The sequence below is a fragment of the Kitasatospora sp. NPDC091276 genome, from assembly GCF_040684355.1.
Lineage (GTDB): Bacteria > Actinomycetota > Actinomycetes > Streptomycetales > Streptomycetaceae > Kitasatospora.
Genome location: NZ_JBFBFU010000035.1, coordinates 33,001 through 58,139 on the forward strand (window position 1 = coordinate 33,001; position 25,139 = coordinate 58,139).

A 25,139-nucleotide genomic window follows, 5' to 3' on the forward strand; every position below is an offset into this window, starting at 1 on the left:
GGGCCCGGCCGGGGCGGGCGGTTCGTGTGCCCGCCCCGGCCGGGCGCAGGTCAGTTCAGGGTGAACCAGGTGGAGCGGGACTTCTTCCACTCCGGCTGGGCGAGGTCCTTGGCGGCGGTGCCGTCGCCGTACAGGTCGGCGGAGCCGTCGTCGGTGATCAGCTGGGCCCGGGCGCCGGGGGCGTCCAGGTTCGGCACGTCCGGGACGGCCTCCCAGGCGCCGGCGTCGCTGGTCGGCAGGTCGACCAGCTTGACCGGCTGGGAGCCCGGCTGCCCGTTCCAGCGGTAGAGGGCGTACGGGGCGGAGTTGTCCTCGGCGGACCAGGAGCCGGCCACGATCAGGTACTGGCCGAGGTCGTTGCGGCGCAGGTCGCGGATGGAGAGCCCGCCGAGGTCCAGCTCGACCGGCTCGCCGAAGGTCGCGTGCGAGGCCGAACCGGACAGCAGCGACGGGAGGTTGGTGACCGGGACGAGCAGCGCGCGGCCGCCGGTGACCGCCGGGGTCAGCGGCGCGCGGAAGCCGATGTACGCGGTGGTGGTGCTGCCCGGGGCGAACTCCAGCCCCTCGACGTTGAATCCGTCGATCTGCTTGGGCGCCTGCCCGTCCGCCGCGCCCGCCGCGAAGCCGTAGCGGTCGCCGTGGGCGCCGTCCCAGGCGATCAGGTCGTCGCGCAGGCCGTGGTACGAACCGGCCAGCGAGAGCTGGGTGTCGGCGCCCGAGCCGGTGACCTTCGTGGTGAACACGGTGTGCCGGTCCGGCTTGACCTTGCCGTCCTTGTTGTTGCCGAGCGAGCCCGTCCAGTAGATCGTGTCGCCGACCCGGGCCGCGGCCTCGATGTCGATCTCCTTGGAGACGCCGAGCGCGGAGCTGAAGTCCCAGGTGCGGACCGGCGCGCCGGAGGCGTTGCGGTCGTACAGCCGCAGCACGTTGGACTCGTCGTCGCCGACCAGGATGTAGCCGCCGCCCGCGTCCACCGCGGCGGAGGCGTCGCTGGAACCGGTCAGGTAGCGGCTGGCGGCCGGGAACCGGACGGCGGGGGAGGCCGCGTAGTGCAGGGTGCGGGTCGCGCTCTTGCCGCCCAGGCCGGTCACCTTGATGGTGAGGTCGGTGTAGCCGACGCCCTGCGCGGCGACCGCCAGGGTGCGGGTGCCGCCGGTGCCCGTCACCGCCACGTCGCCGGTCCGCGCGACGGCACTGCGGGTGCTCGCCGAGGCGGCGACGGTCAGCGCCGAGGCCGCGGCCCCGCTCTGCGCCACCGCCACGGACACCGTCGGATCGCCGGTGGCGCCGACCGCGCCGGACAGGTAGCCGGCCGAGAAGGTGATCGTCGGAGTGCCGTACGAGGCCGCGGCGGCCGGGACCACCGGCAGGGCGAGCACGGGCACCGCCGCGACGGCGACGGCCAGCGGGAGCAGACGGCGGGGGGAACGGGACACGGTGACAGCCCTTCGACGCACGGAGAGGAGCGGGGGCGGTGCGGATCCGGACCAGCCTGGGCGGCCGCGGCGAACGCCAACCCTACGCCGGAGAACCGGACGGCGAACAGCAGGCCTCCAACGCCGGGCGTGAGTCGGGGGAGCCCCGTTAGCCGCGGATTCCGGCCGCGTGCAGCCGGCGGCGGACCTCCTCCCACTCCGGGGTGACCGGCGCGGTCGACCGCGCGCCGACGCCCCGGTCCTTGAAACCGCTGGACGTCGACACGCACACCACCGACCCCTCGGCCTCCCCGAGGCCCTCGACGCCGCCGAGGCTGCGCAGCCCGGCGAGCCCGGCCGCCGCGGACAGCTCCGTCCAGAGCCCGGAGCGGGCCAGTTCGGCCTGGGCGGCCGCGAGTTGGCCGTCGTCCAGGGTCAGCACCCGGCCGCCGCTCTCGCGGACCGCGACCACGCCCCGGTAGCCGCAGACCGGGGAGGCGATCGAGTACGCCTCGCTCGGCCCCACCGTCACCCGGGCCGCCGGCAGGCCCTGGCGGACGGCCAGGGCGAGCGGCGCGCCGGACGCGGACTCGCAGGCGACGATGCGCGGCACCCGGTCGGCCAGGCCGAGCCGGTGCAGTTCGCTGAAGCCCTTCCAGACGCCGAAGAGCAGCTCCCCGTAGCCGGTGGGCACGAACACCGCGGCGGGCACGCCGATGTCCCGGAAGATCTCGTACGCGACGGTCTTGTAGCCCTCGGGGCCGTACGCGTGGCCGGTGTGGGTGGTGGTGAGGTTGCTGACCGGGTGCAGGCCCAGCCGGTCCACGACCTGCCGCAGCAGTGGCCAGCGGGCCTCCCACGGCACCGGCAGCACGACGGCGCCGTAGGCGTTGAGGAACGCGTCGACGGCCGGCGGCAGGTCGGGCCCGGTGATCACCACGCAGCGCAGCCCGGCCCGGGCGGCGTAGGCGGCGGCGGACGCGCCGTGGTTGCCGGAGGAGGCCACCGCGATCCCGGGCGCGCCGACGCCCACGGCGGCGCTGGTGGTGCAGCGGTTCAGCCGGTCCTTGTGGCTCCAGGTCGGGTTGCGGGCCTCGTCCTTGACGTACACCCCGGGTTCGAGCTCGACCAGCGGCGTGCCACCCTCGCCCAGGCCCGGCGCGAGCAGCGGCGGCAGCAGGGGGGCCCACCGCTCCAGCCCGCCGCGCGGCGCCCCGGCGTCCGCGCCCGGGGCGAACAGGGCGGCCGCGTCGGCCTCGCGGTAGGCGTAGTCGACCTCGACGGGGTAGGAGACGTCCTCGGTGCCGGTGCGGGGACAGCCCGCGGTGAGCGGGGGCCACAACGGGTAGTCGAGGGTGGGATCGCCGAGGGAGCGCTGGCCGGTTGCGAGGGAGCCGTCTGTCGCCATGTCAGGAGCCTAACCGGGCCTGCGCCGCCCGGTCCGGCGGATTCCGGGGCCCGGTGGGCCGCTCCTGGCTCCTGCGGCCGCTACTGGGCCTGTCGGACGGCCGAGACGTCGAACTCCAGGACGACCTTGTCGCCGACCAGGACGCCGCCGCCCTCCAGGGCCGCGTTCCAGGTCACCCCGAAGTCCTTGCGGCTGATCGTCACCGAACCCTCCAGGCCCACCCGCAGGTTGCCGTAGGGGTCGACGGCGTTGCCCGTGTACTCGACGTCGATGGTGACCGGGCGGGTGACGTCCTTCACGGTGAGGTCGCCCGTCACCCGGAACTCGCCGTCCCCGCGCGGCTCGACCGCCGTCGTGGCGAAGGCGATGGTCGGGAAGTTCGGCACGTCCAGGAAGTCGTTGGTGCGCAGGTGCTGGTCGCGCTGCTCGACGCCGGTGTCGATGCTCTCCGTCCGGATCGTCACCCGGGCGGTGGAACGGCCCGGGTCGGCGCCGTCCAGGTGGGCGCTGCCCTCGAAGGCGGTGAAGGAGCCGCGGACCTTGGTCACCATGGCGTGGCGCGCCACGAAGCCGATCCGGGTGTGGGCGGGGTCGAGGACGTAGTCCCCGGTGAGCTCGGACAGGGAGACGGTCATGGTCGGCTTACCTCCTGGGCGGGTGTGGGGCCTCTCCGGGGAATCGCGGGGGTCCTAGGGGGCCGCTGACGCCTGGGTCGGCCCCGGACCACGCTAGGTGCTGCGCCCCGTCCCCGCCCGTCGGGCCCGGGCCGCTGTCTTCCACGCGGGTGCCCCCGCCCGGGTGGACGGGGGCACCCGCGGCCGTTTCAGGGCACGGGCTCAGCGGTGGCTCGGGAACTGCACCACCTGCTGGTAGGTCGGACGGTTCTGCCAGGTGGTCTTGTCGTCCGTGACACCGCCGAGCGGGCGCTGGATGATCGTGTCGGCGCACCACTGGTCGCCGGCGGAGCAGTCCGCGTCGCCCGGGTAGACCTGGGCCGGGGTCTGTGCGGCCGCCCGCTTCAGGGTGTCCAGCAGCACGCCCCGGCAGGCCGCCAGATCGCCCCCGCCGCAGTACGGGCGGGCCAGCGGGCCGGCCACCTGGTCTCCCAGGACGGACCGCAGGTCCTTGTCCAGGTAGCTCCACCAGCCGTACTGGAAGGCCGAACCCTTGTGCGGGATCGCCTCGTTGGCGCTCACCGGGCCGCCGCTGCCGGGACCGGTCTGGCCGCCGGAGGGCGACTCGTTGATCTGCAGGGCGCCGGTCAGGGCCGTGAACAGCTGGTCCCCGAGGCCGGGCCGCATGACGCCCTCCGCGACCAGCGGCCACCAGGCGTCCAGGACGCGGATCGCGGCGGCGTCCGCGTAGCCGTGGCTGCCGGGCGACGTCTCCTTCCGCTGGGCGCCGCCCGCCAGCCAGGCCTCCAACTGCTGGAGCGCGGTGGCGGCGGCCGGATCGGTGACGGGGGCGCTGCGCAGCACCCGGATCAGGTCCGGCAGGACGTCCTCGGCGCGCAGGTCGGCCAGGGCGGCGCTCGCCATGGCCTGGGTGAGCGAGACCCGGCTCGCCTTGCCGCCGTTGCGCAGCAGCGCCTTGACCCGGTCGTCGAGCAGGTTGCCGCGGTGCACCGAGCCGTTGCCGAACCCGGCCGAGGTGAAGCCGTCGGCCTGCTTGTTGTTCCAGGAGATGTAGTAGTCCTGGTTGACGGACTGCGGGTGCTCGGCCGCCGGGGTGTACCGGGCGGTGTTGGTCGCGGGGTCGAAGTCGGCCCACTCGTACGCCGGTTCGGCGCGCAGCGGCAGGCCGGCGTCGACCCCGGGGGCGCGCACCGGGTTGCTGCCGGAGTTGTAGTACGCGATGTCGCGGGAGTCGGCGTAGAACCAGTTGAAGGTGTAGTTGATGTCCTGCGCCGCCTGCTGGAAGCTCGACGCGTCGTGCACCGCGCCCGGGTCGTTGAGCTCCTGGAAACCGATGATGGAGTCCGCCTCGTGCCGGTAGGTGGAGCGCAGCGAGGTGAAGGCCACGGGGGCGCCGCCGACCGTGCCGCGGGCGGTCACCAGGCCGTACCTGCTGCGGTACATGACCAGGGTGTAGGAGCCGGCGGCGGTGGAGTCGGCGGTGGTCGGGTTCCAGGTGTTCTTGCGTTCCAGCCGGTCGAAGGGGACGCACTGGCCGTGCCAGAGGTAGGAGTCGGCGGCGGTGGTGGCCGGGGAGCCGTCGGTGGTGCAGAGCGGGACGGCGTAGGTGTCGGTGATGTCCTGCCCGGCGGAGGTGGCGCTCCAGGCGTAGTCCTGGCCGCGGCCGAGCTGCACGTAGAAGCTCAGGCCGGCGAAGGCCGCGCCGCGCGCGCTGATGCCGGGGCCCTGGATCTCCTCCAGCATCAGCAGCTGCGGGGCGAAGTAGCCGGTCTGCGGGCCGAACACGGCGACCGGGTGGCCGTCGTCGGTGTGGGCGCCGGAGACCAGCAGGGCGTTGGACATGCCGTGCTTGGCGGTGAGCAGGTTGCCGGGCAGCACGCCCGGGGCGGCCGTCCTCGCGGCGCCGGCGCCCGTGCCGGTGGCGTCGTAGATCATCCGCTCGGGCACCACCGAGCCGGGGTCGGGCAGTGCCTCGCCCTGCGGGGCGTCGGGGACGGGGGCGTAGGGGAAGCGCTGGCCGTCGTGCAGGGTCTGGACGGCCTCCGGGTCGTCGGCCTCGCGCAGCGACTTCCAGACCGCGTCCCCGGCGTCCTTGCCGTAGCGGGCCTCGGCGGCCGACTTGACCTGGGCGGAGGCGAGTTCACCGCCGCCGCCGGAGCCGAACAGGGCGCCGACCACGGAGGCCAGGGCGACCAGGTCGGTCAGCTTGAACGGCTCGATCGACCCGGCGTTGGTGATCGGGTCGATGTGCCCGGTCAGGTCGTACTCGCCGGGGAAGGTGCGGGCGTTGTAGGACTCCTTGGCGTACTGGTTGATGCCGTCGAGGTAGGCGTTCGCGTCGGTGAGGGCCTGGGCGGCCCGGCCGCCGCGGGCCGCCAGGGCGTCGATCTGCTGTTGCAGTTCCGCCTCGGTGTACGGCGCGGCCTGCCAGAAGCTCTGCTCCAGCTGGCGGTTGGCGGCGGCGCCGCCGGCGAAGCCGGACAGCTGGCCGCGGCCCACGTGCCGGAACAGGTCCATCACCCACAGCCGGTCCTGGGCGGCGGCGTAGCCCGCGCCGTACTCGGTGCCGTAGCGGGTGGTGCCGGTGATGTGCGGGACGCCGGTGGCCTTGTCGCGGACGATGGTGACGTCGGCGCGCGGGCTGATGGTGCTGGCCACCTGGTCGGCGGGGACACCGAAGGAGGCGTCGTTGAAGAAGTCGCGCAGCTTGGCCTCGGTCAGGCCCGGGTAGCCGGAGGCGAGGGCGGCGTACGGGCCGAGCTGGTCGTCGGTGTGGGCGGGGCGGCTGCCGAACATCCGGTTGAGCAGGATCTCGGCGAGCGTGGCGTTGCCGTTCTCGCCGGGCGGCAGGATGTCCCGGCAGTGGCCGCCGCAGTAGTCGGCCGCGGTGGCGGTCGGGGCGGCGGGGGCGGCGGCGGTGGGGGTGGTGGTCAGGGCGGCGGTGACGAGCAGGGCCGACGCGACGGCGGCGGCCGGGAAGCGCAGGGGGTGGGGGCGTAGGCGCAAGGGGAGCTCCTCCGTCGAAGCCACGGGAGCTCGACGGTAGGGGCGTTACTGACCGGTTGGCTAGTGGCGTGCATGCCATTTCCGGTGGGGCGCGGCCGGGTTGGTGATCCGTCTGGCCGTCTACCGCCCGGCGGCGAGGCGGGTGGCGAGGTGGGCGGCGGCGGTGGCGGGGTCGGTGCGGGGGAGGCGGGGGTGGAGGTCGGCGAGGAGGTGGTGGAGGCGCTCGCGGATCGGGCCGGGGGCGGTGGCCACCGAGCCGGTGAGGACCAGGGGTTCGGTGGGGGCGGCGGTGGCGCGGGCGAGGGCGGCCAGGTGGTCGGCGGCGGTGTCGGCGATGGCGCGGGCGGGCGGGTCGCCCTGCGCGGCGAGCCGGGAGACCAGCGGGGCGAGGGTGGCGAGCCGGCGGGGCGGGCCGGCGTAGGCCCAGCGGAGCAGGGCGTCGGGGGAGTCTGCGGCGCAGCGGGCGCGGACGGCGGTGCCGAGCGGGCCGGCCGGGTCGGCGTGGGCGTGGCGCAGGGCCTCGCGGCCGAGCCAGAAGCCGCCGCCCTCGTCGCCGAGCAGCCAGCCGAGCCCGCCGGTGCGCGCGAGCGTGCGGGCACCGGCGAGCCGGACGCAGACCGCGCCCGTGCCCGCGATCAGGACGGTGCCGTGGCCGTCGGTGACGCCGCCGGAGGCCAGGGCCGGGACGGTGTCGGGAACGAGTCGCACCGGGTGGCGCAGGCCGAGGGCGGCCCGGCAGCGCTCGGCGAACGCGTCCGGGTCCGGTAGGGAGCGGTACCCGGCGAGGCCGATCAGGCAGGCGGCGATGCGGCCCGGGGCGCGGGCGTCGAGGGCGGCCGTGACGGCCGCCGCCAGCCGGTCGAGCGCCGGCTCCGGGCCCTCTCCGGCGGGGTTGGCGCCGGGGCTCTCGCCGCGGCCCCGGACGGCGCCCGCGGCGTCCAGGAGGACGGCGCGGGTGCGGCTGCCGCCGGCGTCGACGCCGAGGTGGAGGGTGGTCATCGGGCGGCTCCGGTGCGGGCTCGGCGGGTGGCCGGGGTGGTGGTGAGCGGCATCAGGTCGGCGGTCGGCGGGGCGCCGCGGACCTGCCCGAGCGGCTGCCGCCGGCCCTCGGGGCTCCGGAGGGGGCGCCCGTGGGCCGACCGGTCCTCAGCGTAGAGGGATCGCGGCGGAAGGGTGGGCGGTCGTCGCCGTCACGGCCGCGTGCGCGGCCGTGACCAGTGCGGGGAGGTGCTGCTCCTCGGTGAGCCAGGCCAGGTGCCCGTCGGGCCGGACCAGGGCGGCGGTGACGCCGCGCCAGGCGGGCCGCGACGCGGCGAGCGGCGCGCTGTGCACCGTCACGCCCGGGCTGGTGGCGTGGGCGAGGGCGGCGAACTCGGCGCCGGCCCGGCCGGTGAGGTCGAGCAGGACGTGGCGGCCCGGGCGCAGCAGCGTGAACAGGCCGGTGCCGTCCGCGGGCCCGGCGAGCCTCAGGTCGGGCGCCCGGGAGCCGGTCAGCGGGTGCGCCCCGTCGGCGGGGTCGGCCGGGTAGGCGGTCGCGAGGCCGGCCGCGCGGCCGGCCAGTTCGTCCGAGAACTCGTCGACGCCGGTGATGAGTTCGGCGAGCAGGCCGCGCAGGGCCAGTGTCGTCCGCGAGTGGTCGGTCATCAGCCCGGACTGGGCGTGGGTGGAGCGCAGCAGCTCCACGCCGACCGGGTGGCGCTCGGCGTGGTAGCTGTCGAGCAGGCCGTCGGGGGCGGCGCCGGTGATGGTGCGGGCGAGTTTCCAGCCGAGGTTGGCGGCGTCCTGCATGCCGACGTTGAGTCCGGGCCCGCCGGCCGGGAAGTGCGAGTGCGCGGCGTCGCCCGCCACCAGGACCCGCCCGTGCCGGTACCGGTCGGCCTGGCGGGAGGCGTTGCCGAAGGTGGAGATCCAGCCGGCCTCGCGCATCCCGAAGTCCGTCCCGGTGATCCCGCGGACCTTGGCGCGCAGCTGCTCGAAGGTCAGCGGGCCGGGCTTGGTGTGGACGGTCGCCGTGTCGTTGCCGACCACCCGGTGCACCCCGCCGGGCAGCGGGAAGACCATCACGGTGCCCTGCTCGTTGGAGACGGAGCGCCAGCGCGGTGGCGCGTCGAGCACGGCGTCCGCCATCCAGGCCCAGGCGGTGGCCGGGGTGCCGGGGAAGCCGATGCCCGCCGCCTCGCGCACGGTGCTGCGGGTGCCGTCGCAGCCGACCAGGTAGGCGGTGCGCAGCCGGTGGGGGCCGTCCGGGCCGTGGACGTGGACGGTGACCGCGTCGTCGCCTTGGTCCAGTCCGGTGACGCGGTGTCCGCGCAGCAGCCGGGCGCCGGTCGAGCGGAGGTGTTCGGCCAGCAGTGCCTCGGTGCGCACCTGGGGGAGTGCGAGCGTGAACGGGTACGGCGTGTCCAGCCGGCTGAAGTCCAACCGGGGCGGCAGTGCGGCGAAGTGCCCGCCGGGGATTCGGACGCCCTCGGCGAGGAAGGGCTCCACCAGGCCGCGGCAGGCCAGCAGTTCCAGGGTGCGCGGGTGCACGGTGGTGGCCCGCGAGTGCGGGTCGGGTTCGGTGCGGCTCTCCAGCACGGTGACCTCGATGCCCTGCAGCCGGAGTTCGGCGGCGAGCCAGAGCCCGACCGGGCCCCCGCCGGCGATGACGACCTGTTCCATGACTCATCCCTCTCTTGGTCAGTGACCAATGACTTGGCTCCAGTAGACTAGGTCAGTGACCAAGAAGCAAGCCCCGGACGCCCCCCGGACCCGACTCGACTCCGACACGGTGGTCCGCGCCGCCCTCGACCTGCTGGACGACAAGGGCGCCGCCGCCGTCTCCGTGCGCGGCGTCGCCGAACGGCTCGGCGTCCGGATGAACACCGTGCTCTGGCACGCCAAGACCAAGGGCCGCCTGCTGGAACTCATGGCGGACGCGATCGTCGGTGAGATCCCGCTCGACGACCTGCCCGCGCCCTGGTGCGAACGGGCCCGCGAGCTCGCCCACCGCTACCGCCGGTGCCTGCTGGCCCACCGTGACGGCGCGGTCATCGTCGCCGGCACCTACGCCGCCGAGCCCGGCACCCTGCGCTTCACCGACGCCATGATCGCCGCGCTCCTCGACGGCGGACTGGACGAGCGCCACGCGTCCTGGGTGTTCTGGACCATCCAGTACCTGACCCTCGGCCTGGCCCAGGAGGAGCAGGCCCTGGCCGCCCAGGACGGCGTGCACACCCTCGGCCCGGCCCTCGCCGGCGGCGACTACCCGGCGCTCGCCCGGGTCGCCCCGCACCTGGAGGACGCCGCCTTCACCGAGCGCTTCGAGTTCGGCCTCTCCCGGATCCTCTCCCCGTCCGGCCCCACCGCCCCCTGAATTCCCGGCAGCCGCCCCTCGTTGCCCCGGCCGCTCCACACGCCCCCCCTCGGGACCGCCTTGACCGGTGCTCGGCGAGCGGCGGGTGGGGCGGCCGATCGGCCCTGTGGCGGCAGGTATTCCACCGACCGGCGGCGATTTTCGGCCCTCCTCCCGCACCGGGCGATCCCGGCCGCGCCGCCCCGCCGGATGGGCCCCCGCCGTTCCCCGGCCCGGGAACCCGCTGGGCAGGCGCGAGATCACCGTTTGTGAGGCTTGCCTAACCTGCTCCCCGCCGCGACCGGAGGGCGCTGTCCGCTTCGGGGTGTTGGCCGGATCGGGCGGCACGCGGACTTCTTGACAGGCGGGAGCCCGTACGCCGAAGCTCATCGCAGTTGGCGAATTTCTCACCGAACTCCCGCTCCGCTTCGGCCTCTTCACGAGGCGTTTTTCTCAGCAGTGGCTTCGTCATGAGGGAAAGTGAGATCCGCTTGACGTTCGTGACCGCGGAAACCCGCGCGGAACCGGCCCGCCCGGTGAAAGCGAGACACCGGGACAGTGGCGTTCCGGACCACGGGCGGATGTACGGGCGGGCCGATGTCGAATTCCACACCACAGTGCGGGAATTCGGGTTTCCCGACCGCGCCGTCCCGGCGCGCCCCGTCCCGGCGTGCCCCGCGCACGTGACCGCACCTCCTCCGGCGACGGCCTGATCCGGAGGGCCCCGCCCGGTGCGGACGACCGCGCCGGGCCGCCCGCCCCTGCCCGTCCGGGACCTACCCGTCCGGCCCCGACCCGTCGCCGCCGTACCACCACCGCCGCACCACCGCCTCCGTACCACCGTGTCCGTACCACCGCACGGAAGGAACAGCCATGTCGCAGAACACCTGGGACAAGGAACCGCGCCCCGCCAGGCTGGAGGAACGCCTGGACGACGGCGTGGTCCGATGTCATCTCAGCCCCCGGAACTGCCGGATCCGCCCCGGCCAGCACGGATTCTGCATGGTCCGGGCCAACCGGGACGGCCGCCTGGTGACCCTGAACTACGGGCGCTCGGTCCACGCCACCGAGGAGACCATCGAGACCGAGGCGGTGTTCCACTACGCGCCCGGCGCCCGGATCCTCTCGATGGGGAACGTCGGCTGCATGCTCAACTGCGACTACTGCCACAACTGGAAGACGTCGCAGGCGCGCCACGTGGAGGACAAGGACGTCTACCACTACACGCCCGAGGAGGTCGTGGACATCGCCGTCCGGCACGGCGTGAAGGTGATCTCCTGGACCTACAACGACCCGGTGGTGTGGCACGAGTTCGTGGTGGAGACGGCCGCCCTCGCCAAGGCGGCGGGAATCGTCAACCTCTACAAGTCCGCGTTCTTCATCAGCGGCGAGGCGATCGAGGAACTGATCCCGGTGATCGACATCTTCTCGGTGTCGATCAAGTCCCTGGACCCGAAGTACTACCGGAAGATCACCAAGGGCTGGCTGGAGCCGGTCCTGGAGGGCACCGAGCAGGTGTTCCGGGCCGGGAAGCACGTCGAGGTCTCCACGCTGATGGTCACCGACCTCAGCGACGACGAGGCGACCGCCCGGGACATGGCGAGGTTCGTCGGCGAGCGGCTCAGCCCGGACGTGCCCACGCACTTCGTGCGCTTCCACCCGGACTACAAGATGACCAACACCATCCGCACCCCCGTCGACCGGCTGGAACGGGCCCGCAAGGTCGCCATGGACATGGGGCTCAACCACGTCTACCTGGGGAACGTGTACGACACGGAGTCGACCAACACCTGGTGCCACCGGTGCGGGCAGCTCCAGATCACCCGCTACGGCCTGAACGCCGACCTGGTCGGCCTGGACGCGGCCGGCGCCTGCGTCGGCTGCGGGGCCCGCTCGCCGATCGTCCTGCTGCCCGACGCCCGCCCGCGCGCCCGGGTGCCGGAACTCCCCGCCGCCGAGGGCCTGGACCTGGCCCGCTTCGACTGGCACGGCGACGTCCGCGCCCTGCACGTCCAGGTGCGCAACACCTCCGCCGCGCCGGTGCGGGCCTACCACCGCCGCTACGGCGACCCGGCCGCGGACCAGGGCTGGCAGGTCATCGACCTGGCCCCGCAGGAGAGCTTCCGGTACATCGCGGCCAAGAGCACGGCGGGCGAGGTCGGCGTCCAGGTGGCCGTACCGCCGCAGTGCACCTCCAGCCTCCACCAGGTCTTCGACCGCGCGCACTTCCCGACCGTGGAGGCCTCCGCCGGAACGCTGAACGAGGACGTCTCGCCGCTGCCGCTCTTCCAGCCCCGCGCCAGGTCATGACCGGGCCCGCGAGCGCGACGGAGCAGGCGGGTCCGATGCGGCACGGGACCGACTACCGCGTCCTGCCGTTCAGCGACGACCTGTCGGCCGTCCTCATCACCGGGAGCCACCGGCTGCTGCTCGCCCCGGCGGACACCGCCGAGCGGCTGGCCTCCGGCGTCGACCACCTGCGGCTGGACGAGCGGCGGGCGTGGGAGCGGTTGCAGGCCGGCGCCGCCACCGGCCGGGAGGCCAACCGCATCCGGCTCCGGGAGAGCGCGCTGTCCGACGGCGCCGACTTCGCGGTCAACGTCAACCTGACGAACGTGTGCAACCTCGCCTGCACGTACTGCTTCGCCGAGGGCGGGGACTACGGCCGGATCACCGAGGCGATGGGCGAGCACTCGATCGCCTGGATCTTCGACTTCATCCACCGTTACGCCGCGCCCGGGCAGCGGGTCCGCTTCGAGTTCTTCGGCGGGGAGCCGCTGGCGAACTTCACGGTGATCCGCAAGATCTGCGAACGCGCCCGAGACCTCGCCGGGCGCTCGGGCACCGAGTTCGTCCACCGGATCTCGACCAACCTCACCCTGATGCCCCAGGGCGTCGAGGAACTGTTCCGCGACCACCGGTTCATCGTCTCGGTCTCGATCGACGGCGGCCGCGAGGTCCAGGACGCCAACCGCCCGTCCAAGAACGGGAAGGGCTCCTACGACCGGATCATCCGCAACCTGTTCCGGCTGCGCGAGGCGTGCGGCGACGACGTCACCCTGGTGGCCCGGATGACCATCGCGACGGCGCAGCCCAGCCTCACCGAGAGCGTGCTCGACCTGTGGGGGCTCGACCTCTTCGACTACTTCCAGATCTATCCGGGCGTCTACCCGGTGGAGCAGGGCACGACGGTGCCGATCGCCCTCACGCTGGGGGACCGGAAGCTGTCCGAGCCGAAGGGCATCCAGTACATCAACCACTTCCTCCAGCCCGGCATCGTCGAGCAGTTCAAGGACTTCCTGGTCCACTACCCGCGGCTGTTCGCCCCCGACAACCGGTTCAAGGGCGTGCTGGAGTACGAGCGGGCCGTGCAGATGGTCACCGAGGGCGCGGCGGCGCTGGCGTTCTGCTCGGGCGGCCGGACGTACTACACGCACTCCCCGGACGGCAGCGTCAGCCCCTGCCACCGCCTGGTCGGCGACCAGGGCTTCGACGTGGGCACCGGGGCCGAGGGCCTCACCCGGGACCACCCCGAGTGGCGGCGCACCGTCGACGAGCACCGGGTGTGCGGGTCCTGCTGGGCCCGCTACCTGTGCGGCGGGGGCTGCCGGCAGGAGAACCACGTGGCCTCGGGCGACGTGAACGTCCTCAACACCGAGTCCTGCCAGTACCAGTTGATGCTCGCGGAGGAGGTCGTCAAGATGCTGGCCCGCTCCGCCGCCGACTACCGCGAGCGGTCGCGGGCGCGCTACGACGACCTCTTCGTCTCGTGCGGGCGCCCGGTGGTCCCCAACGACCGGCCGGACCTCGACGCGGACGCCGACGTCCGTCCGTTCCAGGTCCTCTGCTGACGGCCTCCGCCCCCGGACCCGTCCACCACCACGCCAGGCCGGCCCCGACGAAGGAGCGACAGCAGATGGCCGAGAAGATCATCCGACGGAACATCCACACGTACCCGTTCAAATACCGGCACCACGAGTACGACGAGTACTTCCGCCCCGAGAACGCGGTGCTCTACCTGCACGTCCCGTTCTGCATCACCAAGTGCGGATTCTGCGACTACACCGTCTACATCAACCGGAACGAGCAGCACTTCGCCCAGTACGTCGACGTGCTCGAACGCGAGATCCGTGCCTTCGCCGCCAATCGGGCCTTCCCCGCGTTCCGGGTCGACGCGGTGTATTTCGGCGGCGGTACGCCGGGCATCCTCACCGGCGACCAGACGGCCCGGCTGCTGGACGCCTGCCGGGAATCGTTCGAATTCAACGAGGGCGCGGAGATCGGCCTGGAATTCGACCCCTCGACGGTCGACGAGGCCAAGATCGCGCGCATGCGGGAGGCCGGATTCACCCGGCTCAGCGTCGGCGTCCAGGCCTTCGACGACCGGCTGCTGGAGATCTGCAACCGCTCGCACGACCTCGCCACCGCCGAACGCGCCTTCCGCACCGTCGTCGACGGCGGTTTCACGCACACCAACATCGACCTGATCTTCCCGCTGCCCGGCCAGTCCGTGGACGACTGGAAGCGCAGCGTCGACCGGGCCATCGAACTCGAACCGGCCTGCATCACGGCCTACGGCCTGGAGATCTGGCCCAAGACGGCGTTCCACTCGCTCATCACGTCCGGGAAGATGGCGCTCCCCTCGGCGCAGGACGAGCGCCGGATGTACGAGTACGCCATCGACGCGCTGGAGGCGGCGGGCTTCGCCCGGCGCAGCTCGACCGGGTACTACCACCCCGACCGCTGCGCCGACTACTCGCGCTTCCTGGAGTACTACTGGCGGACCTGGCCGATGATCGGATTCGGCGTCTCGTCGAAGAGCGTGATCCACGACCGGCTGTTCGTCAACGTCAAGCCGCTCAAGAAGTACTACGAGATGGTCGGAAGTGGTCAAATCCCGCTGGATTTCGCCACGTACCTCACCAAGGAACAGGAAATGCGCCGCGTCATGATCCGCGGCCTCAAGATGTGCGAGGTCAACCGGCCGGACTTCCACGACCGGTTCGGCGTCACCATGGAGGCCGTCTTCGGGGCGGAGATCGAGCAGCTCGTCGACAAGGGATGGCTGGAGGAACGGGGCACGGACGTGTACGCGCTGACCAGGCTCGGTCAGTTGTTGTCGACCAACGTGTACGAGCTGTTCTACGCGCCGGAAGATCTCAGTCCCGCCGAAGGGGATGAGGTACGGTTCGGCATATCGGAGCTCGTCGAGTGACCTGATCGGCGGGTGTTGTGACGAGGGGCAGAGCGAATTGTCGCGCACGTGCTCGCACCAGGCCTTCCGCCGGGCCTTGAGCCGGGACTTCCACCGGGGCTTTCGTGGGGACTCCCGTGGGGACTTCCGCCCGGACTTCCACCGGACCGGAATGATCGCGGTGACCTGCGGGGGACCGCGGTGAACATCCTCCCCGCGTGGTTCGCCGGGCTCAGCCTCGGCTTCCTGGTCGCCCTGCCCCTCGGCCCCATCGGCCTGCTGTGCGTGCGCAGCGTCCTGCGCGACGGCTTCCCGACCGGCTGGGCGATCGGCCTGGGTGCGGCCCTGGTGGACATCGCCTACGCCGGCCTGGGCCTCGCCGGGGTCGGCAGGCTGCTGGACGTCCCCGCGCTGCGCACGGCCCTGGGGCTGGCCGGGGCCGCCGTGCTGGTGTACATCGGTGCGCGCTCGCTGCGCTCCGCCTTCCGGGTCCGGGCGGCCACCGAGGACGAGCGGAACCCCGAAGTGGTCCGCCCGCTGGCGGCGTTCCGCACGGCGCTGGCGGCCACCGCCTCCAATCCGGCGACGATCGGCTACTGGGCCGCCGCCTTCGCCGCGGCCACGGCGGCGAACGTCACCGGGACGCTGCCCGCCTCGGTGTCCATGCTGGTCGGCGTCGGCTGCGGCACGCTCCTGTGGTTCACCCTGCTGAGCACGGGCGTGGTGGTGTTCCGCCGGCGCTTCAGCGCCCGGCTGCTGAAGGGCGTCGACCTGGTCGCCGGGATCGGGGTCATCCTCTTCGGCGGCTTCCTGGCCTACCAGTCGCTCGCCTGAACCGGCCGCGGTGACGGCGTCGGGCGGCGGCTGACCGAGGCCCTTCACCGAACTCCCAGCTGTGTGGCGGGAGTTCGGCGGCGGGCCCCGGCTTCCGAACAGCCCGGTGTCCGCGCCGCCGCCCGCCTCCGCGCCCCGGGGGCGGCAGCGGGCCGGACGCCCGTCCCCCTGGAGGAACCGATGGCGTCCCACCGTCCCCCTGGCGTCGATCCGAACGGAAAACCTTGGCGGCTGGGGGAGTTACTTCCCAGGGCGCTGGTGTACCTGGCCGGCTGCGTGGTCTTCTCGACGGGTGCCCACTTCTTCATCCAGTCCGATCTGGGCACCGACCCGCTCGACGTCTTCTCGCTGGGCGTGCTCAAGCACCTGCCGCTCACCATCGGCCTGTGCCAGGCGGCCGTCGCGGTGGTGTGCATCGGCGCGTGGGCGGCGTGGAACCGCAAGCGCCCGGTGGTCTCGCCCTTCGTGACCTTCTTCCTGTGCGGCAGCCTGATCGACCTCTTCCAATGGCTGCGGCCTGCCGCCTGGTTGGGGCTGAGCAGCTACCCGCTGATGCTGCTCGGCGCGCTGCTGTGCGCCTACGCCTCGGCGCTGATCATCATGAGCGGTTTCGGCATCCGGGCCATCGACCTGCTGGCGATCACCATCCGGCACCGCTGGACCTGGCCGTTCTGGTGCGCGAAGGGACTGATCGAAGGGGTGCTGCTGCTCTGCGGCTGGCTGCTGGGAGGCCCGGTGGGCATCGGCACGGTGGCCTTCCTGGTCTTCGTGGACCTGCTCATCGAGCCCTTCGTCCGGTTCAACCGGCGCTTCCTCGACATTCCGGACCACGGCTTCGCGGTCGCCCTGGCCGTGCCCTGACCGGCGGCGGTCCGGCCCGCTCCGGCGGCGGTCCGGCCCGCTCCGGCGTCGGCCGGTGGCGGACCGGTTGCCGGAGTACCGTGGGAGGGGTCGAGGCACCGCCGCCGCCGGCGGTTGCCGCAGGTGTCCTCGACCCGTGGCGAGCCCGGCGGCCCGGGCCTTTCGGAGGCGGTGGTGGCCGGTGACCGTCCACGGTGCAGGTGCGGCGGACGTGGTGCGACGTGGTGCGACGCGGGGACCGGAGGCGCCGGTGGCGCGAGAGAGCATGCCCGCGGTCGACGACTCCCGGCAGAGCCCGGTCGGAGCCGTCGGCAAGGTGACGGTGCCCATTCCGGCGGGCGGCCCGGGCGAGGTCCTGGTCGCCCTCCGGGGTGGTTCGGAGGTGTTCGCGGCCTGGTGCTCGGAGCCGGTCGGCCGGGACGTCCGGGTGGTCGTGGTGGACGCGATCTCGGCCCGCTCGGTGATCGTCGAGCTGCTGCCGCCCTAACCGCGGTTTCGGATCCCAGCTGGTCAGGTGGTCGGTCATGTTCTTCTGGCACGTTCCCGCACCCAACGAGGCGATGCTCATCTCCGGGTCCAAGCACCAGGCGCAGGACACCCAGTTCCGCATCGTCACCGGGCACGGCAGCCTCGTCCTGCCGGTCAAGCAGAAGGTCCGCATGCTCTCCCTGGCCCTGCGGGAGGCGGAGATCGCCGAGGACTGCGTGACCCAGCAGGGGATCCGGCTCACCGTGCGCGCGGTCTGCGTGTTCAAGGTCGGGGACGACGCCGTGTCGATCGCCAACGCGGCCCGCCGCTTCCTCTCGGAACAGGACCAGATGGAGGAGCTCGTCGGCCGGATCTTCGCCGGCCACCTGCGCTCGATCATCGGCGGGCTGACCGTCGAGCAGATCATCCGGGAGCGCAGCCGGGTCGCCCAGGAGGTGATGGCGGGCAGCCACGGCGAGATGGAGAAGCTCGGCATCGTGGTCGACGCGCTGCAGATCCAGGAGATCGAGGACTCGACCGGGTACATCGACAACCTGGCCGCGCCGCACGCGGCGGCGGTCGCCAGCCAGGCCCGGATCGCCCAGGCCAAGGCGGACCAGGAGGCCACCGAGCGGGAGCAGCAGGCGGCCGCACTGAAGGCCGAGTACGAGCGGAACACCGCGATCAAACGGGCCGGGTTCCTCGCCGAGACCGAGCAGTCCAGGGCCCGGGCCGCCCAGGCCGGGCCGCTCGCCGAGGCCCGGGCCTCCCAGGACGTCATCGAGGAGCAGACCTCGCTCGCCCAGCGCCGGGCCGCGCTGGCCGCCCAGCAACTGGAGGCCGAGGTGCGGCGCCCGGCGGACGCCGAGGCATACCGGCAGCGGACGCTGGCCGAGGCCGCGCGCGACCGGGTGAAGTTCGAGGCGGACGGCAGCGCCTACAGCGAGCGGGCGCTCGCCCAGGCGCAGGCGGACGCCAACACCGCCCGGGCCGACTCCCTGCGCGGCGGCAACCAGGAGCTCATCGCGGCCAACCGGATCGTGGAGAACCTGCCGGCCCTCGCCGACGCGGCGGCCCGTGGCATGTCGGGAGCGGAGCTCACCGTCCTCAACGGCAGCGACGGGGTCAACCAGATGGCGGCGGGCATCGTCAGCCAGGGCCTCGCCATCCTGCACTCGCTCCAGCACTCGACCGGCCCGTTCGGCGACGGCAAGTCCAAGCCCCGCTTCCCGGAACGGACCTGAGGCGCGCCGGGGCCTGCGGGCCGGGGCGTCAACGGGCGGCGACGAGGCCGTCCACCAGGGCCCGCAGGCCGTCCAGGTAGGTGTCGTCGGTGGTCAGCGCGGCCCAGCGGTCCGCGACCTGTGCGAGGCGGGGGAGTTCGTCCGGGTCGAGGCCGCCGAAAACCTGCTCCCGGTAGGTGGCGCGCTCGTCGTCCGCGCGCCGCCGGGCCGCCGCCGCCCGGACCACCAGCTCGCCGGCGGTGTAGTACCAGATCGTGCGGTACCCCTGTACGGCGCGTTCCGGTGTGAGGCCGCACGCGGTGAGGCCGTCGACGATCTGCTCGACGAACCACAGCGCGGACGCGGACATCAGGTCGTCGGCGGTCAGCACCTCGACGATCCAGGGGCAGCCGGCCAGCGCCTCGTGGATCGCGGCGGCTGACCCGACGACGCGGTCGCGCGGGTCGGCGGGCAGCTCGGGCCGGCGCAGTGTCCGCGCCGCGTAGTCGTCCAGCAGCAGGACGAGCAGTTCCTCCTTGTCGCGCACGTGGTGGTAGAGCGCCATCGGCGTACTGCCGACCTCGGAGGCGAGGCGGCGCATGGTCAGCCGGTCCACGCCCTCCTCGGTCACGATCCGGCGGGCCGCCTCGACGACCTGCTCACGGGAGATGCGGGGCGGTCGGCCCGAGGTCCTGCGCGGTGCGGTCGGCATGGGTCCATCATTCCCCGGGGTCGACAGCGGCGGTCGTGCGGGGTTAGTTTTCTTACGCGTATAGAAATCGCTGACCGGAAGGAACACCGCCATGACGCCCACCGTCGTCGACCTGTTCGCCTCGGCCCTGCACTTCCACCCCGACGGCGAAGTCCGAGCCGCCGGGCGGCAGATGGCCGGCGGCGCGCCGGGCACCTGGCACCTCGGCGCCTTCCACGTGGAGACCGACGCCGACGTCCACGCCGACCACTGGGAGATGCACCCGGAGGCCGACGAGGCGGTGTGCTGCCTCACCGGCGGCGCGCGGCTCCACCTCCGCCCCGCGGACGGGGACGGGGGCGGCGCGGGGGAAGGCGCCGACGAGATGGTGCCGCTGCCCGCCGGCAGCGCCGTGGTCGTCCCCCGGGGCCGCTGGCACCGCCTCGAACTCGACGGCCCCAGCGACCTGATGTCGCTCACCCTGCGCCACGGCACCCGGCTCGAAAAGCGCACCGACACCCCCTGACCGCGGGCGCGGCCCGGTGGCACCGCCGCCGGGCCGGTCAGGACTCCCCGCTCCACGACCGCCAGAGCGCCGCGTACCGCCCGCCGGCGGCGACCAGCTCGTCGTGGGTGCCCAGCTCGACGATGCGGCCCGCCTCCATGACGGCGACCCGGTCCGCGTCGTGCGCGGTCTGGAGCCGGTGGGCGATGGAGATGACCGTGCGGTCGGAGCGCACGGCCGCCATCGCCCGCTCCGCCTGCCGGGCCGTGGTCGGGTCGAGCAGGGAGGTCGCCTCGTCCAGGATCAGGGTGTGCGGATCGGCCAGCTGGACCCGGGCCAGGGTGAGCTGCTGGGCCTGCGCGGCGCCGAGTTCGGTCCCGCCGGTGCCCAGGAGCGAGTCCAGCCCGTCCGGGAGGTCGCGCACCCAGTCCGCCTCCACCAGGGCGAGCGCGGCCAGGACCGCCGCGTCCTCGGCGTCCGGGGCGGCCAGCGTCATGTTCTCCCGGAGCGTTCCCATGAAGACGTGGTGCTGCTGGGTGATGAGGACGACGCGGTTGCCCAGCTCGCCCGCCGCGGCGAGGTCCGCGACCGGCACGCCGCCGACCAGGATCCGCCCCGCGTCCGGGGCGTCGACGCCGGCGAGCAGCTTGCCGAGGGTCGACTTGCCGGCGCCGGACGGGCCGACCACGGCCAGCCGCTCGCCCGGCCGGACCACCAGGTCGACGTCCGTCAGCACGTCGTGCGAGCCGGTGTAGGAGTACCGCACGCCGACGGCCTCGATCCGGTCGTCGGCGGGGCGCGGGCCGGTGGCCGGCGGCTCCTGCGACACCAGGCCGACGCCCTTGATGCGGGCGAACGACGCACCGCTGCTCTGCAGTTGCTCGACCCAGTTGAGCGCCCGGTCCAGCGGGTCGACGAGCTGCCACATGTAGAGGCCGCCCGCCACCACCGCGCCCAGCGTCACCGAGCCGTGGAGGTAGCCGAGGCCGCCCACCAGCAGGATGAGGGCCGTCGGCAGCGCGTGCGCGAACTCGGTGACCGGGAACAGCACGGTCCGCAGGAACAGGGTGCGCACCCGGGCCCGGTATGCGGTGTCGACGGCCCGGTCGACCACGCCGTCCTGGCGCGCCCCGACCCCGTACGCCTCGATGGTCCGGGCGCCGTGGGCGGTGGAGTTGAGGACCTCGGTGACCCCGCCCGCCGCGGCCCCCTCGGCGAGGTAGGCCTCCCGGGCCCGGGACAGGTACCAGCGGCTCACCGCCCAGACGACCGGCAGGCCCACCAGGGCGCAGAGCCCGATCAGCGGGTCGAGCAGGAACGTCGCGGTGAGGATGACCAGCACCTGGACGACGGCGATGAAGACGTCCGGGGCCGCGTTGCGCAGGGTGGCGGCCACGGTGCCCACGTCCAGCGAGGAGCGGGTCACCAGGTCGCCGGCGCCGACCCGTTCCGCGTACCGCCCGGGCAACGCGAGCGTCCGCTCGACGACCTCCTCGCGGAGCCGGGCCAGGGCGCGTTCGCCGAACCGGTGGGAGAGGCGGCGGGCGTAGCGGGTGAGCACCAGCTGGGCGAGGGCGAACCCCAGGACCGCCGCGGCGAAGCCGTCCACCTGGCCGACCGTCAGCTCGCCGTTCTCGACCCGGGTGACGATGCGGCCCAGCAGCCACGGCCCGGCGACGCCCGCGAGGGCGGCGAGGCAGGTGAGGGCGACGATCGCGCCCATCGCCCGGCCGTCGTCCGCCAGCAGGCGCCAACTGGCCCGGCGCACCGTCGCGGTGTCGGCGACCGGGAGGCGGTGGGGGGCGTGGTGGTCGTCGGGGCCGTCGGGGCCGTCGGGGCCGTCGGGGTCGCTCATCGGGCCAGTCCTTCCTCGGTGTCCGCGGCGACGCTCCGCGGGCGGTCGGCGCCTGCCGGGATGGTCCGCGGGCGGTCGTCGGTCGCGGCGCCCGCCGGGCGGGCGTCGGTGCTGCCGCGGAACACCAGCGCCGCGTAGCCGGGGTCGCGGGCCAGCAGCTCGCCGTGGGTGCCGGTGGCCCGGACCTTGCCGTCCACCAGGTGGACCACCTCGTCGGCGCGGCCGAGCACCAGGGGGGAGGTGCTGACGACCAGGGTGGTCCGGCCGCCGCGCACGGCGCCGATCCGGGCCGCCACGGCCGCCTCGGTGAGCGCGTCCAGCGCCGAGGTGGGCTCGACCAGCAGCAGCACCTCGGGATCGGCCAGCAGCGCGCGGGCCAGCCGCAGCCGCTGGCGCTGCCCGCCCGAGACGTTGCCGGCGCGGTCGTCGAGCGGTGCGTCCAGGCCGCCCGGCAGGGCGTCGACGATGTCCTCGGCCGCGGCGGCGTGCAGGGCGCGCCGCAGTTCCTCCTCGATGCGGTCGCCGCGGATCGACACCGCGGAACGGAGCGTGCCGCCGAACAGGTACGCGTCGTCGTCCGACACCAGGACGTGGCGCCGCAGCTCGGCGGGCACCCAGTCGGACAGCCTGGTGTCGCCCCAGGTGGCGTCCGAGTCGGTGTAGCCGGCCAGCCGTTCGACGACGGCCCGGGCCTCCTCGGGCCGGGCGGCGGCCAGCGCGGTGAGCCGCCCGGGCCGCAGCAGCAGGCCGGAGTCGGGGTCGCTCAGCACCGCCGGCGCTTCCGGCGGGTCCGTCAGTGTCCGGCTGCGCGTCGAATCCGGCCGCAGTGCCAGGATGTCGGTGACCCGGCGGGCGGAGACCAGCCCGCGCGGCAGGTCGTCCGCGCCCTCGATGAAGGCGGAGACGGGCACCAGCAGGGCCGCCACGTAGCCGTAGACGGAGACGAGTTCACCGACCGTGATCGAACCGGCGGCCGCCATCCGGGCGCTGAGCCAGGTCACCACGGCCAGGAAGATTACCGGCAGGCAGGCGCCGAGCGCCTGCACCCAACTGGTGAACGAGGCCACCCGGTAGCCGAGCGGCACGAGGGCCTGCGAGCGCTCCCGGTAGCGCCGGGCGAACATCGGCTTGCCGCCGATGCCGTTCAGCACGCCCAGCCCGGCGACCAGGTCGCCGGCCAGGGCCGTCAGCGCCCCCTGCTGCTCGCGGTAGCTTCCCTCGGCGCCGTGCAGCTTCCCCAGCAACGGGCCGACGGTGAGGGCCAGCAGCGGCACCCCGAGGAGGATCACCGCCGCGAGCAGGACGGAGATCCGGACCAGCAGGACGGCGGTGGCGAGGTAGGCGATGACCGCGCCGACGCCGGGCCCGGTGATGGTCAGTGTCTGCGCGATCCGGCCGATGTCGCCGGCCTGGAGGTGGGTCAGCTCGCCGGCCGACACCTGGCGCGGCAGCGTCGTCCCCAGCCGGTTGACGTGCCGGGCGATGACCTGGACGGTGCGGTACGCGGCGTCCACCCGGATGAAGGTCATGGTGCGGTGCCGCAGGATCCCGAGGACGGCGATGAGCGCGCCGACCGCGAGGACGGCCGACACCCAGAAGACCAGCGCGCCGCTGTCGCGGGCCCGGAGGCCCTCGTCGATCGTCCTGGACATCAGGTAGGGCGGCAGCATCAGGGCGCACATCCACAGGCTGCCCCAGGTCGCGCCGAGCAGTACGCGGCCGCGCTGCCTGCGCACCAGCCACCAGAGGAAGCGCAGCGGACTCCGGTGGTCCGGCACCCCGGGATCGCGGTAGGGGACCCGGCGCGCACCCGCGGGCAGGTCCGGTCCGGTGCCGGTCATCCCGCCTGCCCTCGGACGGGGCCCCGGGCCGCGAACTGGTCCAGGATTCGCTGATGTCTCATTCCCGGAGTCTGGCAGACCGCCCCACCACGGAACTGACGCACCCACAGGTCGGGGGGCGGCGGGCCTGCCGCCCCCCGAAGTGCTCAGCCGGCGCCGGGGGCCGCCAGGTTGCGGGGCGGCAGGGCTCAGGCGATGCCGCGCGGGTTGAGGACGGTGAAGCGCCAGCCGCCGTCGGCGTCGCGGCGGGCGATGTTGGCGGTGGTGCCGGTGGGGGCGATCCGCTCGCCGTCGGGGCCGTCGATCTCCAGGGTCCAGTCGGTGACCAGGAGGGCCGTGTCCGCGCCGATGACCTTGTGCCGCGGGACGTTCGTCAGCCTGCCGCGGGCGGCGACGGTTCCGCCGATCTCCGCACGCAGTGCCTCGACGCCGGTGAGGAGCTCGCCGGCCACCGTGCGCATGGTGGCACCTTCGGCGAACAGGGCCAGCACGTGGTCGACGTCGCCGGCGTTCAGCGCGTCCTGGAACACGGTCGGCAGCTGCGTGGGGTCGGTGATGACAGGGAGCATGGTGAGGGGTCCTCAGGTCGGGAACGGGTGGTGGTGACGGCCCTTCGGCGCGGCGCCCGGTGTGGTGCTCGCTGTGCTGCCGGGCGTGGCGCCCGGTGCGGCGCTCGCTGCGGTGCTCGCTGCGGTGCCCGCCGTTCGGCCGTGACTCCACGATGCCGCCGCAGCCACCCCTCGGGCGAGGTAGAGTCGGGACTCGACATGGTCGAAAGTGGACAGCGCGACGTCGTCGACATCGCCTACGACAACCCCGACCGCTTGCGGACCGGCATCGAGGTGCTGACCTTCGACGCACTGAAACCGCGCCTGAAGAGCGCGGTCGCCCGTCGGCCGAGCCGCCTGGACTTCCACCAGCTCATCCTGGTGCGCGGCGGCGAGGGCACCGCCATGGTCGATTTCGTCACCTACCCGTGCACCCGCGGCACACTGCTGCACCTGCGGCCCGGCCAGGTACAGCGCCTGCCCTCGGACGCGAACGGCCGCCCCGCGGACCTTGACGCCGTCCTGCTGCTGTTCACCGCCGACTTCCCGCCGCCGCTGCCCGCGACGCAGCAGATGCTCGACGGGTTCGGCCCCGTCGCACGGCTCCTGCCGCCGGCCGAGCTCGACGCCTTCGACCGCGCCGTGACGGAACTGGACACGGAGTACCGGAGGCTGCGGGACGGGCAGGCCCCCGGCCCGACAGCGCCCGTCGATGCCGATGCCGATGCCGGTGCCGGTGCCGGTGCCGGTGCCGGTGCTGATGTCGATGCCGAGCTGACCGGAGTGCTGCTGCGCCAGCTCCTCGGCGCGCTGCTCATCCGCATGGCGCGCCTCCCGGACCCGGCCGGACGCCCCGCCCTCTCCCCGCCCGGTGCCGGGGTCTACCCCGCCTTCCGCCGCGAACTGGAACGCTCCTTCGCCGCCACCCGCTCCGTCGAGGACTACGCCGCGCGGCTCGGCTACTCCCCGCGCACCCTGACCCGCGCCTGCCTGGCCGCCACCGGCCGCAGCGCCAAGCAACTCGCCGACGCCCGCGTCGCCCTACAGGCACAGCGGCTGCTCGCCCACACCGACCTGCCCGTGGCCGCGATCGGTCGCGCGCTCGGTTTCACCGAGGCCACCAACTTCGGCAAGTTCTTCGCCCGCGAGACCGGCCGCACCCCGGGCGACTTCCGCCGGGCCCAGCGATGATTCCACCCTGCTCAGCGGTGACGGGGCCTGCGATCCTCATGACCGATACACGGATGAGACGCGCTCCACACGGGAACCTGACGTGACCGATGGACGGATGAAACGCCTCCTCGACAGGAACCTGACATCC

The 25,139-nt window shown here is 73.7% G+C and carries 20 protein-coding genes; 10 read left to right on the plus strand and 10 right to left on the minus strand.

Annotated elements, in window-relative coordinates:
- Positions 1-50 precede the first annotated feature (50 nt).
- The 6 genes from AB0O19_RS32345 to AB0O19_RS32370 all read right to left on the minus strand — a co-directional run bounded on the left by AB0O19_RS32345 (position 51) and on the right by AB0O19_RS32370 (position 9,125).
- Positions 51-1,406, minus strand: coding sequence for a hypothetical protein (locus AB0O19_RS32345; protein WP_363624757.1), 1,356 nt, complete (start codon positions 1,404-1,406; stop codon positions 51-53).
- Between the two features lie 178 nt (positions 1,407-1,584).
- On the minus strand, positions 1,585-2,823 hold the full coding sequence (locus tag AB0O19_RS32350) for a pyridoxal-phosphate dependent enzyme (RefSeq protein ID WP_363624693.1): 1,239 nt from the start codon (positions 2,821-2,823) through the stop codon (positions 1,585-1,587).
- Between the two features lie 80 nt (positions 2,824-2,903).
- Positions 2,904-3,458, minus strand: a complete 555-nt coding sequence (locus tag AB0O19_RS32355; protein ID WP_350880788.1) for a YceI family protein — start codon at positions 3,456-3,458, stop codon at positions 2,904-2,906.
- Between the two features lie 201 nt (positions 3,459-3,659).
- Positions 3,660-6,392 carry a penicillin acylase family protein gene (locus tag AB0O19_RS32360; protein ID WP_363624758.1) on the minus strand — a complete coding sequence of 911 codons (2,733 nt, stop codon included), beginning with the start codon at positions 6,390-6,392 and terminating at the stop codon, positions 3,660-3,662.
- Positions 6,393-6,584: 192 nt separating this feature from the next.
- Complete coding sequence (locus AB0O19_RS32365; protein WP_363624695.1) at positions 6,585-7,463, minus strand: BadF/BadG/BcrA/BcrD ATPase family protein; 879 nt, start codon at positions 7,461-7,463, stop codon at positions 6,585-6,587.
- 147 nt (positions 7,464-7,610) lie between these two features.
- On the minus strand, positions 7,611-9,125 hold the full coding sequence (locus AB0O19_RS32370; RefSeq protein WP_363624696.1) for an FAD-dependent monooxygenase: 1,515 nt from the start codon (positions 9,123-9,125) through the stop codon (positions 7,611-7,613).
- A gap of 55 nt (positions 9,126-9,180) precedes the next feature.
- On the opposite strand from AB0O19_RS32370, the gene AB0O19_RS32375 reads away from it, so the two are divergent.
- From AB0O19_RS32375 to AB0O19_RS32410, 8 genes are all read left to right on the plus strand, one after another.
- Entirely contained in the window at positions 9,181-9,819 is a 639-nt protein-coding gene (locus AB0O19_RS32375) for a TetR/AcrR family transcriptional regulator C-terminal domain-containing protein (protein ID WP_363624698.1), read from the plus strand.
- Positions 9,820-10,671: 852 nt separating this feature from the next.
- Positions 10,672-12,108: an AmmeMemoRadiSam system radical SAM enzyme gene (gene amrS, locus AB0O19_RS32380; protein WP_363624700.1), complete on the plus strand. Its 1,437-nt coding sequence runs from the start codon at positions 10,672-10,674 to the stop codon at positions 12,106-12,108.
- Positions 12,109-12,143: 35 nt separating this feature from the next.
- Positions 12,144-13,649, plus strand: a complete 1,506-nt coding sequence (locus AB0O19_RS32385) for a radical SAM protein (RefSeq protein ID WP_363624701.1) — start codon at positions 12,144-12,146, stop codon at positions 13,647-13,649.
- 65 nt (positions 13,650-13,714) lie between these two features.
- A complete protein-coding gene (locus AB0O19_RS32390) occupies positions 13,715-15,013 on the plus strand; it encodes a coproporphyrinogen-III oxidase family protein (RefSeq protein ID WP_363624702.1) in 1,299 nt (432 codons plus the stop codon).
- Positions 15,014-15,193: 180 nt separating this feature from the next.
- The gene (locus AB0O19_RS32395) at positions 15,194-15,826 is read left to right on the plus strand and encodes a LysE family transporter (RefSeq protein ID WP_363624704.1); all 633 of its coding nucleotides are present in this window, start codon (positions 15,194-15,196) and stop codon (positions 15,824-15,826) included.
- A gap of 180 nt (positions 15,827-16,006) precedes the next feature.
- The gene (locus AB0O19_RS32400; protein ID WP_208869047.1) at positions 16,007-16,687 is read left to right on the plus strand and encodes a hypothetical protein; all 681 of its coding nucleotides are present in this window, start codon (positions 16,007-16,009) and stop codon (positions 16,685-16,687) included.
- Positions 16,688-16,937: 250 nt separating this feature from the next.
- The gene (locus tag AB0O19_RS32405; protein ID WP_350880803.1) at positions 16,938-17,174 is read left to right on the plus strand and encodes a hypothetical protein; all 237 of its coding nucleotides are present in this window, start codon (positions 16,938-16,940) and stop codon (positions 17,172-17,174) included.
- Between the two features lie 37 nt (positions 17,175-17,211).
- Positions 17,212-18,399 (plus strand): SPFH domain-containing protein, encoded by a 1,188-nt coding sequence (locus AB0O19_RS32410; protein ID WP_363581854.1) that lies wholly within the window; start codon positions 17,212-17,214, stop codon positions 18,397-18,399.
- Between the two features lie 28 nt (positions 18,400-18,427).
- Here AB0O19_RS32410 and AB0O19_RS32415 read toward each other — a convergent pair whose 3' ends face one another.
- Positions 18,428-19,090, minus strand: coding sequence for a TetR/AcrR family transcriptional regulator (locus tag AB0O19_RS32415; RefSeq protein ID WP_363624706.1), 663 nt, complete (start codon positions 19,088-19,090; stop codon positions 18,428-18,430).
- Positions 19,091-19,181: 91 nt separating this feature from the next.
- Between AB0O19_RS32415 and AB0O19_RS32420 the strand changes: the two genes are divergently transcribed.
- Positions 19,182-19,595: a cupin gene (locus AB0O19_RS32420; RefSeq protein WP_363624707.1), complete on the plus strand. Its 414-nt coding sequence runs from the start codon at positions 19,182-19,184 to the stop codon at positions 19,593-19,595.
- Positions 19,596-19,632: 37 nt separating this feature from the next.
- Here AB0O19_RS32420 and AB0O19_RS32425 read toward each other — a convergent pair whose 3' ends face one another.
- The 3 genes from AB0O19_RS32425 to AB0O19_RS32435 form a co-directional block, all read right to left on the minus strand.
- A complete protein-coding gene (locus AB0O19_RS32425; protein ID WP_363624709.1) occupies positions 19,633-21,429 on the minus strand; it encodes an ABC transporter ATP-binding protein in 1,797 nt (598 codons plus the stop codon).
- Positions 21,426-23,270 (minus strand): ABC transporter ATP-binding protein, encoded by a 1,845-nt coding sequence (locus tag AB0O19_RS32430; RefSeq protein ID WP_363624711.1) that lies wholly within the window; start codon positions 23,268-23,270, stop codon positions 21,426-21,428. The genes AB0O19_RS32425 and AB0O19_RS32430 overlap by 4 nt, the downstream gene beginning before the upstream one ends.
- A 188-nt stretch (positions 23,271-23,458) precedes the next feature.
- Positions 23,459-23,839: a nuclear transport factor 2 family protein gene (locus AB0O19_RS32435; RefSeq protein ID WP_363624713.1), complete on the minus strand. Its 381-nt coding sequence runs from the start codon at positions 23,837-23,839 to the stop codon at positions 23,459-23,461.
- A gap of 198 nt (positions 23,840-24,037) precedes the next feature.
- Between AB0O19_RS32435 and AB0O19_RS32440 the strand changes: the two genes are divergently transcribed.
- Entirely contained in the window at positions 24,038-25,009 is a 972-nt protein-coding gene (locus tag AB0O19_RS32440) for a helix-turn-helix transcriptional regulator (protein WP_363624715.1), read from the plus strand.
- Positions 25,010-25,139 lie beyond the last annotated feature (130 nt).

What these genes read in the sequence shown, in the direction of transcription:
- AB0O19_RS32350 (WP_363624693.1), bottom strand. Translation starts at nt 2,823, where the DNA reads ATGGCGACAGACGGCTCCCTCGCAACCGGCCAGCGCTCCCTCGGCGAT.
- AB0O19_RS32355 (WP_350880788.1), bottom strand. Translation starts at nt 3,458, where the DNA reads ATGACCGTCTCCCTGTCCGAGCTCACCGGGGACTACGTCCTCGACCCC.
- AB0O19_RS32365 (WP_363624695.1), bottom strand. Translation starts at nt 7,463, where the DNA reads ATGACCACCCTCCACCTCGGCGTCGACGCCGGCGGCAGCCGCACCCGC.
- AB0O19_RS32370 (WP_363624696.1), bottom strand. Translation starts at nt 9,125, where the DNA reads ATGGAACAGGTCGTCATCGCCGGCGGGGGCCCGGTCGGGCTCTGGCTC.
- amrS (WP_363624700.1), top strand. Translation starts at nt 10,672, where the DNA reads ATGTCGCAGAACACCTGGGACAAGGAACCGCGCCCCGCCAGGCTGGAG.
- AB0O19_RS32385 (WP_363624701.1), top strand. Translation starts at nt 12,144, where the DNA reads ATGCGGCACGGGACCGACTACCGCGTCCTGCCGTTCAGCGACGACCTG.
- AB0O19_RS32390 (WP_363624702.1), top strand. Translation starts at nt 13,715, where the DNA reads ATGGCCGAGAAGATCATCCGACGGAACATCCACACGTACCCGTTCAAA.
- AB0O19_RS32400 (WP_208869047.1), top strand. Translation starts at nt 16,007, where the DNA reads ATGGCGTCCCACCGTCCCCCTGGCGTCGATCCGAACGGAAAACCTTGG.
- AB0O19_RS32410 (WP_363581854.1), top strand. Translation starts at nt 17,212, where the DNA reads ATGTTCTTCTGGCACGTTCCCGCACCCAACGAGGCGATGCTCATCTCC.
- AB0O19_RS32415 (WP_363624706.1), bottom strand. Translation starts at nt 19,090, where the DNA reads ATGCCGACCGCACCGCGCAGGACCTCGGGCCGACCGCCCCGCATCTCC.
- AB0O19_RS32420 (WP_363624707.1), top strand. Translation starts at nt 19,182, where the DNA reads ATGACGCCCACCGTCGTCGACCTGTTCGCCTCGGCCCTGCACTTCCAC.
- AB0O19_RS32425 (WP_363624709.1), bottom strand. Translation starts at nt 21,429, where the DNA reads ATGAGCGACCCCGACGGCCCCGACGGCCCCGACGGCCCCGACGACCAC.
- AB0O19_RS32430 (WP_363624711.1), bottom strand. Translation starts at nt 23,270, where the DNA reads ATGACCGGCACCGGACCGGACCTGCCCGCGGGTGCGCGCCGGGTCCCC.
- AB0O19_RS32435 (WP_363624713.1), bottom strand. Translation starts at nt 23,839, where the DNA reads ATGCTCCCTGTCATCACCGACCCCACGCAGCTGCCGACCGTGTTCCAG.
- AB0O19_RS32440 (WP_363624715.1), top strand. Translation starts at nt 24,038, where the DNA reads ATGGTCGAAAGTGGACAGCGCGACGTCGTCGACATCGCCTACGACAAC.